The organism is Rhodopirellula sp. JB055, assembly GCF_043100905.1.
In the GTDB taxonomy this organism is placed as follows: Bacteria; Planctomycetota; Planctomycetia; order Pirellulales; family Pirellulaceae; genus Rhodopirellula.
Genome location: NZ_JBICHO010000519.1, coordinates 1 through 15,926, shown reverse-complemented (window position 1 = coordinate 15,926; position 15,926 = coordinate 1). Strand labels below are relative to the sequence as shown.

Genomic DNA, 15,926 nt, shown 5'->3' with positions numbered 1-15,926 from the left:
CCCTCCCCACGCATCCCTCCCCACCGATGCCCCACCTCATGTATCGAACCATCCCCCTTGCAGTCTGCTTCATTCTTTCAGCGGTTGGAATCCTTCCCGCACAAGACGCCGCGTTTCTGGATCCGCCGCAATACATTGGTCCGCCCCAGGCCCTGCAATCGGTGACCAACCGGGCCTTTGCAGGCATCCCCAGCCTGGCCGTTTCCGATGGCGGTCGACTTTGGGCGACCTGGTATGCGGGAAAGACACCGAGTGAAGACGAAAACAATTACGTCGTCCTCAGCACCAGCGGCGATGGTGGACAAACATGGAAAGAAGTGCTGGTCGTCGATCCAGATGCCGACGGTCCGGTTCGCGCCTACGATCCAGAACTCTGGATCGCCCCCGACGGAAAACTGCGACTCGCTTGGGCTCAAACAGTGGGGCACCTTGGAACCATCGCCGGCGTTTGGTTCCTGGAAATCGAAGACCCCAATGCGGAACAACCGGTGCATGGAAAACCAGAGCGAATCACCGATGGGGTCATGATGTGCAAACCGCTGGTCCTCTCCACCGGCGAATGGGCTTTGCCCGCTTCGACATGGCGTGAGACCAATGAGAGCGCACGCATGATCGTCTCCGATGACCAAGGCAAAACCTGGACGCGACGCGGCGGTTGCAATGTCCCCACAGACGCTCGCTCTTTCGATGAACACATGCTTGTGGAGCGAAATGACGGATCGATCTGGCTGCTCGCTCGGACGAAATACGGCATCGGTGAGAGCGTCTCCACCGATCGAGGCAAGACTTGGCCGGAACTAGCGCCGTCGAAGATCGCTCACCCCAGTGCACGCTTTTTCATCCGACGACTCGCATCCGGCAACCTGCTGTTGGTGAAGCATGGCTCCATCGGCAAGAGAACAGGCCGTTCGCACCTGACGGCGTTCATTTCCACCGATGACGGCTTAACTTGGGACGGAGGCCTGTTGTTGGATGAGCGAGCAGGCGTCTCTTACCCCGACGGCCAGCAAGACGCGGACGGTGTCATCCACATCATCTACGACTACAGCCGAACCAAAGACCGGCACATCCTTTTTGCCAGTTTTCGCGAGGAAGATGCCGCGAAAGGGAAAGCAATCACCGAGGCGGTAAAATTGCGTCAAATGGTCAGCGATGCGTCCAGCGAATGATTCAGCAGGCCAGCCCTCGCGGCGCTGAAAACCACTCATGGCGGAACCCGCCTGTTTTCAAAAACGATTTGTGACACGGCGGCCTTCGGCTGCCGTTTTTTTGCGTCCCCCGACCAGCCACTGCTTCGAGGATGCACCAGTGCTCGCTAGGATTGAACAAAGAACATTGAACAAAGAACATTGACCAAAGAACGCAGCCAACCGGCAAAAGCTCTGCCGATCCAACCAACCGCCACGACAAGCCACTCGAGATTCTGAATCATGCTCTCAACACGTCGCCAGAGCTTCCCCGCCGTCATGCATGCCCGCATCACCGTCCTGTTTGCATCGGTGGTTGCCCTGACTTCCGTGCTCGCAGGGCAAGCCATCGCCGCCGACCAACTGCCCAACATCCTGATCATCTACGCCGATGACCTCGGCTACGGCGATCTGTCGACCTACAACGAAAACTGCGCCTACAAAACTCCTCATCTGGATCAACTAGCGGCCGATGGCATTCGCTTCACTGATGCTCATAGCCCTTCGACCATTTGTTCCCCGTCACGCTACGGACTGATGAGCGGCCAGTGCGTCTTCCGCACGGGACGCCGAACGACTGCATTCGAAGGCGCCAGCGGCCCCAGCTACCTGCGACCAGATGACTTGACGATTGCTGAGATGCTTCAGCAGGCCGGTTACAAAACAGCCATCTTTGGCAAATGGCACCTCGGTTTGACTTGGGTCGATAGCGACGGCAAACAACTGCGAGGTGGTTTCAAGGACGTCACCGAAATCGACTACGAACTCAGCACGCCATTGATCGATGGGCCCAACAATCAAGGCTTTGACGAATCGTTTGTGACACCCAACTGCCCCACCACAGATCCCTTGTACTTGTACATCGAAAATGGGATGGTTCCAGTGCCAGCCAACCAACGCCATAAACGCGACACGCTTCCCAATCCAGGCGGCAAGTGGCGATGGGACAACGACGAAGGCTGGAAAGCTCCCGGCTACCAATTTGTCGACGCCGATATTCTGTTTTTTGACAAGACCCGCGAATTCCTAGATCGCCACGTCAAGGAGGCTCCGGACCAACCCTTCTTCGCAGTGGTCTCCACCCAGATCGCGCATGCCCCCGTGCTCCCCGCCGACCAATACTCGGGATCAACTCAAGCTGGCGCTCGCGGTGACTTCGTTTGCGAACTCGACTCACTCACTGGTGACTTGCTCGATCACCTGAATGAACTGGGAGTGGATGACAACACGTTGGTCATCTTCAACTCCGACAACGGCCCCGAAACCATGCACACGGTTTGGATGCGTGAAGATCACCAACATGACGCGGCCGGTGGATGGCGTGGGATGAAACGCGATGCATGGGAAGGCGGTCACCGTGTCCCCATGATGATGAAGTGGCCGGGCCACATTTCGCCTGGTCGCGTATCGGACCAACTGATCAACACGACCGACATTTTCAAAACGCTCGCCGCCGTCGCCAACGTGGACTTGCCCGACGACGTTGCCCTGGACAGTTTCGACATGCTTCCGGAACTTTTAGAACAAGTTCCCGCAGGCGAGTCCATTCGCCCTCACATGATCACCCAAAGTTTTCGCGGAGAATTCCAACTTCGGGTTGGCGACTGGAAGTACCTCGACCACGCAGGCTCAGGCGGCAACAACTACAACGACCAAGTGCTTCAACCCTACGCGAAAAAAGATGCTGAAACCGACTACCCGGGGCAGCTTTACAACTTGAAGCAAGACCCAATGGAATCCAACAACCTTTACGAACAAGAAGCTGAAAAACGAAAAGAGCTGCAAGCCTTGCTCAAATCCATCATCGAGTAAAACCCAACGGTTTATACCAGCAGTTCGAATAACATACGTTGTTCGTTAACGACTTGGTATTCGATGTTGCTGGCCGTCATGCGGTCCAGCAAGCCTTGGTAGTCGTCTCTTTTGGCAACTTGCAAACCGACGAGCGCCGGTCCCGTTTCGCGATTGTGTTTTCGCGTGTACTCGAAGTGCGTGATGTCGTCGGTTGGGCCAAGCACGTTGTTGAGGAACTCTCGCAAGGCCCCCGCTCGCTGCGGGAACTTGATGATGAAGTAGTGCTGCAACCCTTCATACAACATCGCTCGATCGCGAATTTCTTCGGTGCGAGTGATATCGTTGTTGCTGCCGCCGACGACACATACGACGGTCTTGCCACGAATTTCGCCTGTCAATTGCTCCAGAGCCGCGATGGCGAGCGCCCCCGCAGGCTCCACGACCAGACCTTCGTCGTTGTAGAGTTGCAACATCACGCTGCAGACTTTGCCCTCGGGCACAAGGATCATCTCGTCAATCACCTGCTGAGCGATCTTGAAATTCAAATCGCCAACACGTCTCACCGCGGCTCCATCGACGAAGTTGTCGATCTTGTCCAGCGTCACGACCTTGCCTTCACGAAGGCTGTCATGCATCGCCGGCGCGCCCGTCGGTTCAATTCCAATGATTTTGGTTTCGGGCGAAAGCTGTTTGAAGATGCTTCCCAAGCCAGAGATCAATCCACCGCCTCCAACCGCGACCAGCACCATGTCGATTGGTTTGGGGTGGTCTTCCAAGATTTCGGCGCCGACGGTGCCTTGGCCTTCGATGATGGCGGGATCATCAAAGGGAGGAATGTAGGTCAGGCCTTCTTCGGCAGCGCGGTGGGCTTCCGCCGCCGCATCATCGAACGTGTCCCCGGTGAGAATGATTTCCACATGTTCTTGCCCGAACAGTTTGACCTTCTCGACCTTTTGTTTCGGCGTGACCGCGGGCATGAAGACCCGCCCCTGGATTTCCATCGCATGGCAAGCGTACGCGAATCCTTGCGCGTGGTTACCAGCACTGGCACAAACCACTCCGGCGGCACGCTGCGCGTCGCTGAGTTGCGACATCCGATTGTACGCACCACGAATCTTGTAGCTGCGGACTTCTTGCAAGTCTTCGCGTTTGAGCAGAATCTCGGCGCCATACAAAGCCGACAGACGAGCGTTTCGCATCAAAGGCGTATGGCGGACAACGCTTGCGATCCGCTGGCGAGCCGCCTGGATCTTGTCGGCGGCAATCATAGGAGACATGGTGCTATTCAAGTAGTTGTCAGACGTCCGTCACGCGACGCCGAGGAACCTGGCGGCGTGCTGGTGCGGCGGCAGACTGAACAGAGGACGGAGCAGGGGGAGTTGGCAGAGAATGGGCGGGGTCAATACGCAACTGGTTCTCGGCGGGAGCCCCCGGCGCTGAACCAGCAGCCGCATCAAGGTCACCCAAGTATTCTTCGCGAACCTTCGGATGACGTTTGACTTCGTCAGGCGTGCCGTCGATCAAGACCTGGCCTTGGTAGATCACATAACAACGATCGACCGTGGTCAAAATCTCGCGAGCAGCGTGGTCGGTGATCAACACACTGATTCCAGAATCGCGAAGCTGTTGAATGACGCCCTGGATGGACTGAACCGTGACCGGGTCAATCCCAGCAAAGGGCTCATCGAGCATCACGATCCTTGGATTGGACACGAGGCAACGAGCAATTTCGAGCCGGCGGCGCTCACCGCCAGAAAGTCCCGCCGCTCGACTCTTTCGAATGTGCGTGATATTGAACTCTTCGAGCAGCTCATTCGTTCGCTGCTTGCGTTGCTTGCGATCGACGCCTAACAATTCAAACAGCGCTGAAATGTTTTGCTCCACCGTCAGCTTTTTGAAAACACTGGGCTCCTGAGGCAAGTAACCCATTTGCCCGTCTCGAGCACGCCGGAACATCGGCCAGTCGGTCACGTCTTGTCCGCCCAAGTAGACGCTTCCCTGGTCGGGTTGAACAAGCCCGCAGATCATTCGGAAACTGGTTGATTTACCGGCACCATTGGGCCCCAGCAATCCCACAATCTCGGCTTCACCAACGTGCAGGTTCACTCCATCCACAACGCGCCGTCGACCGTACGTTTTTTGCAGACCAACCGCTTCGAGAACGGGTTCACTCGTATGTCGTGCGGGATCGATTCCCAACGGTGATTCGGTGGGAAAGGATGTCGGGGTAAATTCGTCACTCATGATTCGATTCCTTTCTATGAATCACTTGATTCGTTGCATCCGGTCCACGTTGGGCCAAAACGGCAACGGCGACTTCCACGGGTGCGGCCAAAACACCAGCAAGGCTTTGCCAACCAACAGGTCACGCGGGACATAAGAAACGTCCGCGAATTTGTAGGCGTCCTTGTCGGGGCTGGCATAGTTCCCAAGACGTGTTTTTTTGCCAGCCCAGCAACGGGCGTCCAAACTCTCCGGACTGTTGTCGCCCATCGGGAAGAACTGGTCTTCATCCATTCGGAACGAAACCGTCCGACGACCTTGCCATCCGGGGAAGTCCGCCCAGATCGACGGTTCGCCCATCAATAGCTGAATGTCACGCACAATTTCATCGGGCCGAGCACCGGCACCAACAAAACGACGCAGCGCCCCCATGTCGTAATCGAGCATGCCGTCGTCGCTGTTGTTGACGGCGATGTAGTACTTGTCGCGGCGGATCCCCCAGTGGCTCAACGTCGCCGAACCGCCCGTCACGCCAATCGCGACGGGAGCCGCGTCCAAGGGATTGCCTGGCCCTTCGAACCGGGGCTGGTTTTCTTCTCGAGGGACAATCGAATCGAAATCGAATGTGGTCGGAGACTGGAAAGCCACGACTTCGCCATCGATCCACAACGTGAGCTCGTCATCAGCGTTGCTGAAACGAATTTCATGTTGTTGGCCAGCACGAACGGAGGTCTCCGCAATCGGATGCAGATTGCCGTCCCCATCGAACGAACGTGCCTGACCATCGTCCAGAGTGAGTGTGGCTTGACCGGTCTTCAGATCGATCTCGCAAACATGACGCACTCCTGCTTCCACAATCACGAAACTGAGTTGCTCTGCATCGGCAGACGTTTCGACGGCTTGAGAAACAATCAGGTCGCCGACCCAGTGCACGCCGCCCGAACCATGGTAGGAACCACCGTAGTTGACCGTTCCGCGAAACTGAGCCAGGTCACCGCCGGAGTCATAGCTGTTGCGAAAAACACCTGACGTGCGGGTTTGCCCCATCATCCGTTTGAGTCGAGAGACGCCCACCGGGGATGGCTTCACATCGTAAACTCGCTCGGACTCAACATTCAAATACGAATCGTAGGCGTAGAAATCGGTGATCAGTCGCCCGCTTTGCGGATCGACGTCCGCCAAGGACTCGCCATTGATGGCGGCTCGCCACTGTTGCTCGTTTGGAAAATGATGGTAGTAGCGGAGCCATTTCGTTTCGCTGTCTTCCGCCTGAACTGTCGCGGTCATCCCGTCAGCATTCTCGGTGACCTGCCACGAATCGTTCGGAATGGTTTCCGCCCCGGGCGACCAGGGCTGCAATCGAGATGGGTAGCCGGCTTCCAGAAGAGCTTTGGGTTGATGGTCACTGTCATAGACAAGATGGCTCATCGCCAGAAGTTTTTCGGGTGGTTTGCGTTGGATCTGGCCCAGACCAGTGGAGTCAGAATCCGAGTTCGCTTTTGCGTAAACGTCGCCATACTGAATCGAGACGGTCTCCTCCGGCAAACCGACCAAGCGTTTGATGTAGTTTTGTTTCGGGTTCACCGGCACCTTGAAGACAATCACATCCCATCGTTTGGGCTCCTTCAGCGTGTACGCGAATTTACTCACGAGAATCCGGTCGCCGCTGAAGGTTTGCTGGTTCGAATCGTTCGCCAGATCCAACGAGTTCACGTGCCGGCAATTCGGGCAAATTCCGCCAACAACCACCTTTTGCAGTGCCGGCGTGCGGTTTTCCAAACTCGCCCCAATTGGGAACTGCTGGCCACATTGGTCGCAAAAGACGTCTTTATGAGCCCCCATCAGAGCGGGTGCCATCGATCCAGTGGGAATCACGAAGGCTTCCGCGATAAACGCACGGAACAACAACGCCAAGATGAAGGCGACCGCGAACGCCTCCACCGTCTCTCGGCCGGCTTCCAACCGGAAGACTGCGGCACGCTGTTGGGGAATCGTCATCGCATCGAACGCCGCTTGGGCTTCCGACACGGAACCGTCGTTGCTGGACTTCGATTCGGTCGATGAATTCATGTTGCTGGGAAAACAGGGAATTTTGCGAAGGACGCAGTCTAGCGAAAGATCGGCTCGACCGGACCATCGGTTTTTTTCGTCCAAACCGGTGCAATCCCGCCAATGCACTTAGGGAAACGTCCGCCTGATTCCAGGGAGGACTCTGACCGATTCTGTCTGACAGAGGACTTTGCAACACTCTTTCACGGACGAAAGGGGACCTCTGTTCATTCCAGGGATGCTTTCTGCCGTGAAACCCGCGATTCCAGCCGCTCGGTCCCCGGCCCACCGCTGGATATTCTCGCTGTTCTTTGGTGTGGCGATGATGGCGGTCCTGTCCGCTCAGACGCCAAGCATTCTTCCAAAGTCATTTTCCTCGGCCGATTCCCCCTATATCGCGTCCTCGAGCGATGCGATCTCCAGCTTGGAAATGACCCTGGCGTCGACCGAACCGCACTCGCTTGAGCTCGACCATCCCCAATCAACCGAAAAACTGGCGATCGAAACGCTGGTCACCCCGGGCGAAAAGGGGGCTGCCCAGAACGGATCGGTCGTCAGCTACACGCGTCAGCAAGTCATGCAGTGGGCTCACCAGCATTCGCCTGAAGCCAACATGATCGACCAAGAATCGCGGTCGGTCGCCTGCGGAGTGAATTGCGAAGACGAAGACGCGGTCTGCCAATTGCGTTTGATTCGGTCCGTTCTGGCGGAGATTGCTTTGGGACGACGCTCCGATGATGCCGCCGCAGCGGGTCAGGCTTACGATCGCTTGGTGGCAGCCCAACAGGGAAAACAGATCGCGAAAAACGGCATTCGCGTGCATGACCGCTTGATCGATCTGGCAAACGAGGCCGATCGATTGGGAGTCCCTGATGGCGACGTCTTGCAATTGCAACAAGCCAGACTGGTTTGGCAGGACATGGAAATCCAGCAATCGTTCGCCATTCAAAAACTGAGACAAGAGCTCGCTCGCCGCACCGGCCGACCAGAATCCGAAGTGGCCGTCGCCGTGACCGTGGACGAACTCCAATCAATCGGCTCGGCGGGATCGGTCGATGCCGGTCTCAGCGTCGGCACCGCCCTGGCCAATCGCAACGACTTGAACGCCGTCAAGAAATTGTGTGCTGGCATGCGAAGCTGCAACCTGTCCTCCGCGAGACAACTGATCGCGGGGCTCAGTCCTGGAGCGGGATTGGCGATCGCATCGGCCACCGGAAAGAAACTGTTCTCCTGCCTATCGCCCGACACCAACACGAGTGACTTGAATTGCCGACGTCAACAGTGCGCGATGCTTCGCGAATCCTTGTCAGAAGTGATTCGTAATGAAACGTTGCAGGCCGTCCTGGATCTTCGTCTCGCGAACGCGCGGCTTGAGTTGATCGAACAACAATTGCAGTGGGCAGATGAACGGTTGGCCGAAACCAAGGCCGCCATCGATTTAGATCAAAAAAGCATTGGTGCGGATGACCTGATTCGCTTGGAAGTCGAAAAACTTCGGGGCGATCGGCTTGCTCGACAACTCGACGTTTCGCTGGCGATCACTGAGTGGAAACGCGTTCAAGGGATCGTGCTACGATAGCCGCTTTCGAACGTTCCACGATTCGCCGCGCCAACTCACCCCGCGTGGCAACTTGATAGGCCATCGCGATGAATCCAAACTGTTTCTTTCCAAGGAACGCGGCAAAAATTCTGTTTGTGTGTGCTGCGTCAGCGATCTTTGCCGGCGCATCTCCCGCACGATCGTCCAACGCCGCCGAGGGTGACCCTGTCGCGGTGCGAGTGTGGCCCGAGGGAACGGTGACGGTCGAGTCACACTGGGGATTGAGCCTCAAGATCAAAAATGAATCACCCCGTCCCGCTGAATCCGTTTCCGGCGTTGAAGCCGTCACAGCGGAAATCCCGGCGACCGACGCGACCGTTTCCGTTGGCGAGTCAGGCGAATTTGTGCTTCGCCGTCCAGCCAATCAGTCCGAACCGACTTGGCAGTCGACACCCCCCGAGTCCGTTGACAAATCGGAAACACCCCATGACATCGATGTGAAGTTGCTCAGTGACAACGGCGTGCTCGTTGAACTCGATGGTCTTGTGTTATTGGTCCCAGGACCTGGTTGCACGACCGAGATGATTCAGTCCTTCCAACGCATCGACGCGGTCATCGGATCGAACTTATCCCGTTTCGCGGCGGACAACGGTCAGTCGTTGCCGTCAAATGTTCGCAACTGGATTTCAGAATCGCCGACGACGATGGATTCAATCGAAATTCGAACGCAAACCCACAACACGGTGGCTCTTTCATCAACCGTGACGCGTCCCGAGAAGAAATCGCCCAGCGTTTGGTGGGACATCTCGCCCGAACCTTGGCAGATGTCAAACGCTGTGAACAAGATGTTCACGGCTATGGAAAGATCTTGCTCGGCGTCCCAAGACGTCTTCTCGGAACTGACCGCGGACCAGATGAATTTCAAACCCGCCAACGGAACGCACACGCCACGCTGGAATGTTGAACACATGATGGGTCGGCAATTGCTGTTCTTTTCTCAGATATACCACGCTGCTGAACCAGCGATTCCGGTCATGGACTTGAATCCAGCGCAGATGCCACCCGACTATCGATTCGCTCATCCCGAGTGGACGGGTGCCGAAGAAGCTCGCCAGATGCAACGTGTCAGCGACTTCAGCCGTCGATTCGCGTACTTGCTCGATGGCTTTGCCGTGGATGAAAAAGTGCCGGGCAGTCGCTGGCCGACCCTCGGTGCTTTGTTGAAGCAGATGGAAAGGCATTACAGCGAGCACACCGCCAACACGCAGAAGAAGTTCGAACTGCCTGGTTGGCCCGCCAATCGCTGATCGCTGGCCCGAATCAGAGGCCCATCCGCCTGGAACGGGCCGTCTAGCTGAGAGAGGGGACCGACGCGCATTCGTTGACCGAGCGAGACAACGAGTTCAAAGGATCGCATTCGATCCCCCAATCGCTACAACCGGAATGACCCGGCATCTTGCCCTGCCCTTAAGGTCTCGCCAATCGATCTTTTTTGACAGTCCCGTTTTCTGTCGTAGTGTTCGGTAGTGAGAAAGTGAGTTGCCTTGAGTTGCAATTCACTGCCACGTCAAACAGTCGGAGGTGTGTTGCCTTGGGATGTTCGACGGGGTCAGCCGAAGTTCCCTGACAAAGGCAAACCGTCCGAGAGGGCGGCACGCAAAACCACGGGTCCGTGAGTCGGCCGATCGCATTGATTGCGGTTGGGCTTGGCTTCAGGAAAGCCGGGTTGCCGTGGAAAGAACCCCTTGGGTTTCACCATGAAACTCAAACGAGTTTGAACCGAGGCTTGTCAGTTTGATTTCCATTGACGAAGGCTGTTGTCACCTGGGTCGTTTCACATTGAAACGGCTGACACATTGTCGCCGGGTAAACGAGACATAATCGTGGCCCCCGTTTTTGTCTGGAGTTTGATATGAAGAAGTTTGCTGAAAACGTTGTTGCTTTCCTGAAAGAAGAAGACGGACCAACGGCTGTTGAATACGCCGTCTTGTTGGCTCTGATCATCGTCGTTTGCATCGGTGCTGTTACCACGATCGGTAACAACGCCAATGCAAAATTCGGCGAAGCTGGCGATGCAATCGCAGCCAACTGAGTGCTGATCTGACGGGCTTGTCCCGTCAACTGGCGACATCCCGAACGGCGGCGAGAGCAATCTCGCCGCCATTCGGAATCGCCCTCGGGGGGAGCCCTGTTGCAACGACCTCGCGGACCCTGATGAGAGGATCCGACATTGTGAAATCAATGGAAGTCATTGCTGCCACTCACTTCCAACCTTTCAAATTTGCCCCCGGGCACCAAGCGAATGAACTACCCATTGATTCCCGCTGACGCTGCCGCCCACGTTTGGCAATTGGCCTGCTGTGGCGTGACGTTGCTGTTTGCAATGTTGAGCTGGATGATCGGTCCTCGCTGATCCATCCGAAACGACCGGAATTCACACTCACGTTCACCGCCACCCACACACCATCCAATCTGAAACCACCAACGGCCAATTCGTCGCACGAACGATACGGCCGAAGAAACACGGGGAAATCACCATGGACACGCTCCTTCACGGCATCACCGAAAACTGGACCATTTGGTTCGTGACGGTCGTGCTTATCGTTGCTGCAGTCATCGACGGAATGATTCTGAAAGTCCCGAACTGGTTGACGTTCCCGTTCATACTCTGCGGCTGGGCCCATTGGTTCATCCAAGGCGGCTTTCCCGAACTCGGCTACAGCTTGCTAGGAACCTTCGTCGGCATGATGTTGCTGTTACCACTTCGTAACGTGGGCGGCATGGGTGCCGGCGACGTGAAACTGCTGGCTGGCATCGGTGCCTGGTGCGGCACAATGATCACACTGAAAGCGTTTGCCGCGACGGCCGTGGTCGGAGGCATCATGGCCCTGTTCATGATCTGGAAGAGTGGAGCGTGGATGAAACACTATGCTCAATTCCTCAAAATCATGGAAGAATGGCGAACGATTCGGAAACCAGAGCAGCTCGCAGCCATCGCCCGTGAGCGTAAACCAACGATGTATCTGCTCCCTTATGGCATTCCAATGGCCATTGGCACGATCATCTACTTTGCCGCTACCGGCCAGTTGGTCTGATTCAATTTGAAACACGAGGGCCGCATGGATCCACCATGCGGCCCTCAACGTTTGTGCCCCGAGCGTAGGGGCCAATCCTTCCAAGCGTTGGAAAAACCGAAGTCAAACCGCCCTTTGGCAATCTGTAACGATTGCACAAGGAGCCCCGGTTGCCCCAAGTGTGTTTAGCTATTGAAGACTCACACCCGATACCGTGAGTGACGCTTCCATTGCGGGCGATCGGAATTCGATCGAAACCAACGCAAGCAGTCTGTCACCTCTGGTTACCCACCCGATTGCCATGCGAAACAAATCAGTCTTCCTTATCTTGGCCTGCGTTTGCGGCACGATCGCCGCGATCGGTGTCAGCCAATGGATGCAAGCTCAATCGACGGGTCAAAGTTCGGTAGCCACGGTCGAGATTTTCGTCACCTCGAAAACCATTGACATTGCCGAGGAAATCACCGCCGACAAAATCCGTTTGGAACAATGGCCTGCCGATCGTGTGCCCACCGGTGCCAGTGGCAAGCTCGAAGACGTCGAAGGCAAATTCGCGCGTCAACGTTTCTACGAAGGCGAACCGGTGATGCCGGTCAAACTGATGGCCGATGCCAACGGCTCCTCACAAACCATCCCTGTCGGTTTCAGCGTCGTGTCGATGCGAGCCGATCCAGAAAGTAGCGTCGCGACTTTGGTTCGCCCTGGCGACCGCGTCGACGTGATGGCGTACTTCATCAAGAGCGAACTGATCCCGGAAACGACCGCGAAAACGGTTTTGACTGGCGTTCGAGTGTTCGCAGTCGACGGTCGAACCGAACGCGAAGTCGATCCAGAAGTCGAACCCAAACCAGCTCGTTCGATCTCTCTGCTGATTCATAAAAAAGACACTCCGGCTTGGACCTATGCCAGCGAACTGGGAAAGATTCGTCTGACGCTGGGGAACCCAAGTGACATCAACGAAACCAAGGACGGCGAAACCGATGGTGGTGCCGGCCAGGAGTTCTTGCGTTGGTTGTCGGACTACCAAATCGCTCAAGCCCAACGCGAAGAAGAAAACAATCGCGTGGAGACACCGGCGCCCAAGCCATCCATTCAAGCTCCTAAGAAAGAGAAGAAACGGGGCTTCAAGATGCTGAAGATGTCCGGTGGCGTGCTGACGGAATATTGGATCGAAGAAGGATCCAGCGTGCCAAAGGTCTTGGCAGAATCAGGCCGTGAAGACCTTGAAGAAACCAACACGGACCTGCGTACTCGCCCGGGGGCAGATTATCCCCTCTCCAGCGAGAACGAACTGGATGAACCCAGCGCACCGACCGATTACAGCTATCTGAATGGGTCGCAAAGCCCCTTCTACAACAGCGGCGATTCGGGCCGATCCGAATCAAACCCACCGCCTCGAGAATTTGGCCCAACGAGCCCTTGAGGCTTTTGGGTCAACAGCAAAAGAATCACCACGGATGCCCCGGCGACTCGCTCCCCAGCGGATTGCCACCCAGCCCATCGCTTCACCACGATGAGCTGATCGGCGAAAGTTCATGTGACGAACTCTCGCCGAAATAAATGAATAACTCGACCCGCCCCGGCAAGGATGCCTCAGATGCGAGTGTGCACTTTTCTTACCAGTCGTGACCGTTCGGTCCGTTGCGTGATCACGGCCGTTTTTGGGGTCGCGATGTTCGCGGTCTCTCAGCCGGTGATGGCGCAATCTGCGACGACGCTCGCATCAGCAGCCGGTGATCACCAGATCAACCAATCCGTCGAACGGATGGACCTGATCGTCAAAAGCAGCCGCATTCTTTCGCTCGGCGAACGCATCCCCCGCTTCCAAGTTCACAACGAAGAAGTCCTGGGTGCGACACCGGTTTCCGAAAACCAGATCCAGGTCTTCGGCAAGACTCCCGGTACCACCCAAATCAATCTTTGGGACACCGAGGACAAACTGTACACAATCGACGTCACCGTCGTCGCGGACGCTCGTGAAGTCGAAGGCATCCTGAACTCGCAATTGCCACTGGCTTCGCTCCGAGTGACTCCCATCGGTGAGTCATCCATCATCTCCGGATACGTGACCAGTGTGGACGATGTCGACAAAGCTGTTGCGATCACCGAACAGTTCTACACAACTGTCATCAACAACATCCAAGTCGTCGGTATTCAGCAGGTTCTGTTGCACACCAAGATCATGGAAGTCAGCCGCACGAAGCTTCGCCAGTTGGGCGTCGACCTCGCGATTCTCGACGACAACTTCACGCTGCTCAGCGGTCCAAGCGGCATCCTGGATGTTTCCGCCGGCACTGAGAATGGCATCATCCCTTCGGGCAACACCAACCTCCGATTCAATGTCAACGGTGACTTCGAAGCATTGATGAACGCGTTGGAAGAACAGCGATTGGTCAAGTTGCTCGCTGAACCCACCGTGGTTGCAACCCACGGTCGCCCCGCCCGGTTCACGGTTGGCGGTCGAATTCCAACCATCATCCCAGGACAAAACGGACAAGTCCAAGTCTCCTACGAAGACTACGGGACGAGCATCGACTTCCTACCCTTCGTCGTCGGCCCCGGTCGAATCCGTTTGGAAGTTCGCCCTGAAGTCAGCGAACCCGATGCTTCGCGAGCCATCACACTGGACGGTACCAACGTTACCGCGTTCACGACACGCTACGTCGAAACCGCCGTAGAAATGCAAGCCGGACAAACGTTTGCCTTAGCCGGTTTGTTGCAAAGCCGTACGGAATCAACCGTCAGCCGAACACCATTTCTGGGCAGCCTACCCTATGTCGGAACCTTGTTCCGCCAAATGCAAGAGCGTCGCAACGAGATCGAATTGCTGATCATGGTGACACCCGAATTGGTGGAAGCCATGGACCCACACGACGTGCCTCGCGGTGGCCCAGGTTTGAACACAGGCTCGCCTGACGACAAAGAATTCTACCTCTACGGACACATCGAAGTGCCCAACTTGAAAGCCAACGATTGCGACAACGAACACATGCAACCAGGCGTCACTGGAGGATTCTACGACGGGCAAATCGAATCCGGCCCGATGCTTCATCAACCGCCGATTTACAACGCACCTATGAACGGTGTTCCCAACCAAGGCTTGTATGAAGGCGAAATCGTTGACCCAACGATGCCGGCTCCGCAAGCCTCGCGGAACGCTCCGCAGCGTTCAACGCCCAACGCTTCCGGGTACTACTCATCGCGAACCGCGCAAGCACCTCAACGCACGAACAGCAATCGCTTTGGTTCGGGCGAACTGCTTCCACCTGGAGCAGTGATTCCCGGTCCAGAACCAAAGAAGATCGCAGATGGTGTGGTCGTCAGCCAACCGGAATACCGATGAATGTTTGAGTGAATCCGAATTGCCCCAGCATGTTGTCCAACACCCCGTCGGACTGTCCCCTTGATACTTTTCTCCGTCTACCGAAGTAGTCAGTTATGAGTAACGTCTTAAGATTGGCCTTGGTCGATCCAAACGACTCCTCCCGCGAAACACTCAAAGCCATGCTGTTGGGCATGGACACGGTTTGGTTGGAAGCGGACTGCTCTCGCTATGAGTTCTTTCCAGACATCGTCGATCAGACGACTCCGGATGTGGGTGTCATTTCGTTGGACACCGACTCGACTGCCGCCATCAAACTGATCGAGCGCATCACTCGCGAAACGCCCGACACGGCGTTGCTAGCGACCAGTGCCGTCAGCGACGGACAACTGATCTTGCAGGCCATTCGCGCTGGGGCTCGCGAATTCCTGACGTTGCCTTTGGTGGAAGAAGAACTGTCGTCGGCACTTGGCCGAATCAGCCAAACGAAGTTCGGTGGCGGCGACGCTCGCAGTCGTTCCTGTGAAGTCATCGCGATCGCGGGTGCAACCGGGGGCGTTGGAACAACCAGCACCGCAGTGAACCTAGGATGCGTGTTGGCGGAAGAAAGTCGTAACAGCGTCGCTCTATTGGACCTCGATTTGGCACTGGGCGACGCCGACGTTTTCTTGGACGCCATTCCCGATTACACGCTGGCTGACGTTGTCCAAAACATCGGGCGTCTGGACATTCAACTG

At 56.2% G+C, this 15,926-nt stretch carries 11 protein-coding genes, 1 pseudogene and 1 riboswitch; of the genes and pseudogenes, 9 read left to right on the top strand and 3 right to left on the bottom strand.

Features of this window, described 5'->3' with window-relative positions; all coding sequences use genetic code 11:
* Both ACF8AM_RS20260 and ACF8AM_RS20255 read left to right on the top strand, forming a co-directional pair.
* The coding region (locus tag ACF8AM_RS20260; RefSeq protein WP_392557392.1) for a sialidase family protein at positions 1-1,169 on the top strand (1,169 nt) is incomplete at its 5' end.
* 261 nt (positions 1,170-1,430) lie between these two features.
* Entirely contained in the window at positions 1,431-2,999 is a 1,569-nt protein-coding gene (locus tag ACF8AM_RS20255; RefSeq protein WP_392557391.1) for an arylsulfatase, read from the top strand.
* 11 nt (positions 3,000-3,010) lie between these two features.
* Here the strand turns inward: ACF8AM_RS20255 and ilvA are convergent, their stop codons facing one another.
* Genes ilvA through lepB form a run of 3 tightly spaced genes read right to left on the bottom strand, consistent with a single transcriptional unit; the run spans position 3,011 to position 7,274 of the window.
* Complete coding sequence (gene ilvA, locus ACF8AM_RS20250; protein WP_392557390.1) at positions 3,011-4,258, bottom strand: threonine ammonia-lyase; 1,248 nt, start codon at positions 4,256-4,258, stop codon at positions 3,011-3,013.
* Between the two features lie 19 nt (positions 4,259-4,277).
* A complete protein-coding gene (gene lptB / locus ACF8AM_RS20245) occupies positions 4,278-5,225 on the bottom strand; it encodes an LPS export ABC transporter ATP-binding protein (protein WP_392557389.1) in 948 nt (315 codons plus the stop codon).
* Positions 5,226-5,246: 21 nt separating this feature from the next.
* Entirely contained in the window at positions 5,247-7,274 is a 2,028-nt protein-coding gene (gene lepB, locus ACF8AM_RS20240) for a signal peptidase I (protein WP_392557388.1), read from the bottom strand.
* 229 nt (positions 7,275-7,503) lie between these two features.
* On the opposite strand from lepB, the gene ACF8AM_RS20235 reads away from it, so the two are divergent.
* The 7 genes and pseudogenes from ACF8AM_RS20235 to ACF8AM_RS20205 all read left to right on the top strand — a co-directional run.
* Positions 7,504-8,832: a hypothetical protein gene (locus tag ACF8AM_RS20235; RefSeq protein WP_392557387.1), complete on the top strand. Its 1,329-nt coding sequence runs from the start codon at positions 7,504-7,506 to the stop codon at positions 8,830-8,832.
* A gap of 68 nt (positions 8,833-8,900) precedes the next feature.
* Positions 8,901-10,100 carry a DinB family protein gene (locus tag ACF8AM_RS20230; protein ID WP_392557386.1) on the top strand — a complete coding sequence of 400 codons (1,200 nt, stop codon included), beginning with the start codon at positions 8,901-8,903 and terminating at the stop codon, positions 10,098-10,100.
* 314 nt (positions 10,101-10,414) lie between these two features.
* Positions 10,415-10,527, top strand: a riboswitch (cyclic di-GMP riboswitch).
* A gap of 178 nt (positions 10,528-10,705) precedes the next feature.
* Complete coding sequence (locus ACF8AM_RS20225) at positions 10,706-10,885, top strand: Flp family type IVb pilin (protein WP_008660999.1); 180 nt, start codon at positions 10,706-10,708, stop codon at positions 10,883-10,885.
* A gap of 445 nt (positions 10,886-11,330) precedes the next feature.
* Positions 11,331-11,888 carry a prepilin peptidase gene (locus ACF8AM_RS20220; RefSeq protein WP_392557385.1) on the top strand — a complete coding sequence of 186 codons (558 nt, stop codon included), beginning with the start codon at positions 11,331-11,333 and terminating at the stop codon, positions 11,886-11,888.
* A 193-nt stretch (positions 11,889-12,081) separates the two neighbouring features.
* Positions 12,082-13,290, top strand: coding sequence for a Flp pilus assembly protein CpaB (gene cpaB, locus ACF8AM_RS20215; RefSeq protein WP_392557384.1), 1,209 nt, complete (start codon positions 12,082-12,084; stop codon positions 13,288-13,290).
* 174 nt (positions 13,291-13,464) lie between these two features.
* A complete protein-coding gene (locus ACF8AM_RS20210) occupies positions 13,465-15,210 on the top strand; it encodes a type II and III secretion system protein family protein (protein WP_392557383.1) in 1,746 nt (581 codons plus the stop codon).
* Positions 15,211-15,305: 95 nt separating this feature from the next.
* A pseudogene (locus ACF8AM_RS20205) lies at positions 15,306-15,926 on the top strand (pilus assembly protein CpaE); the annotation flags it as partial.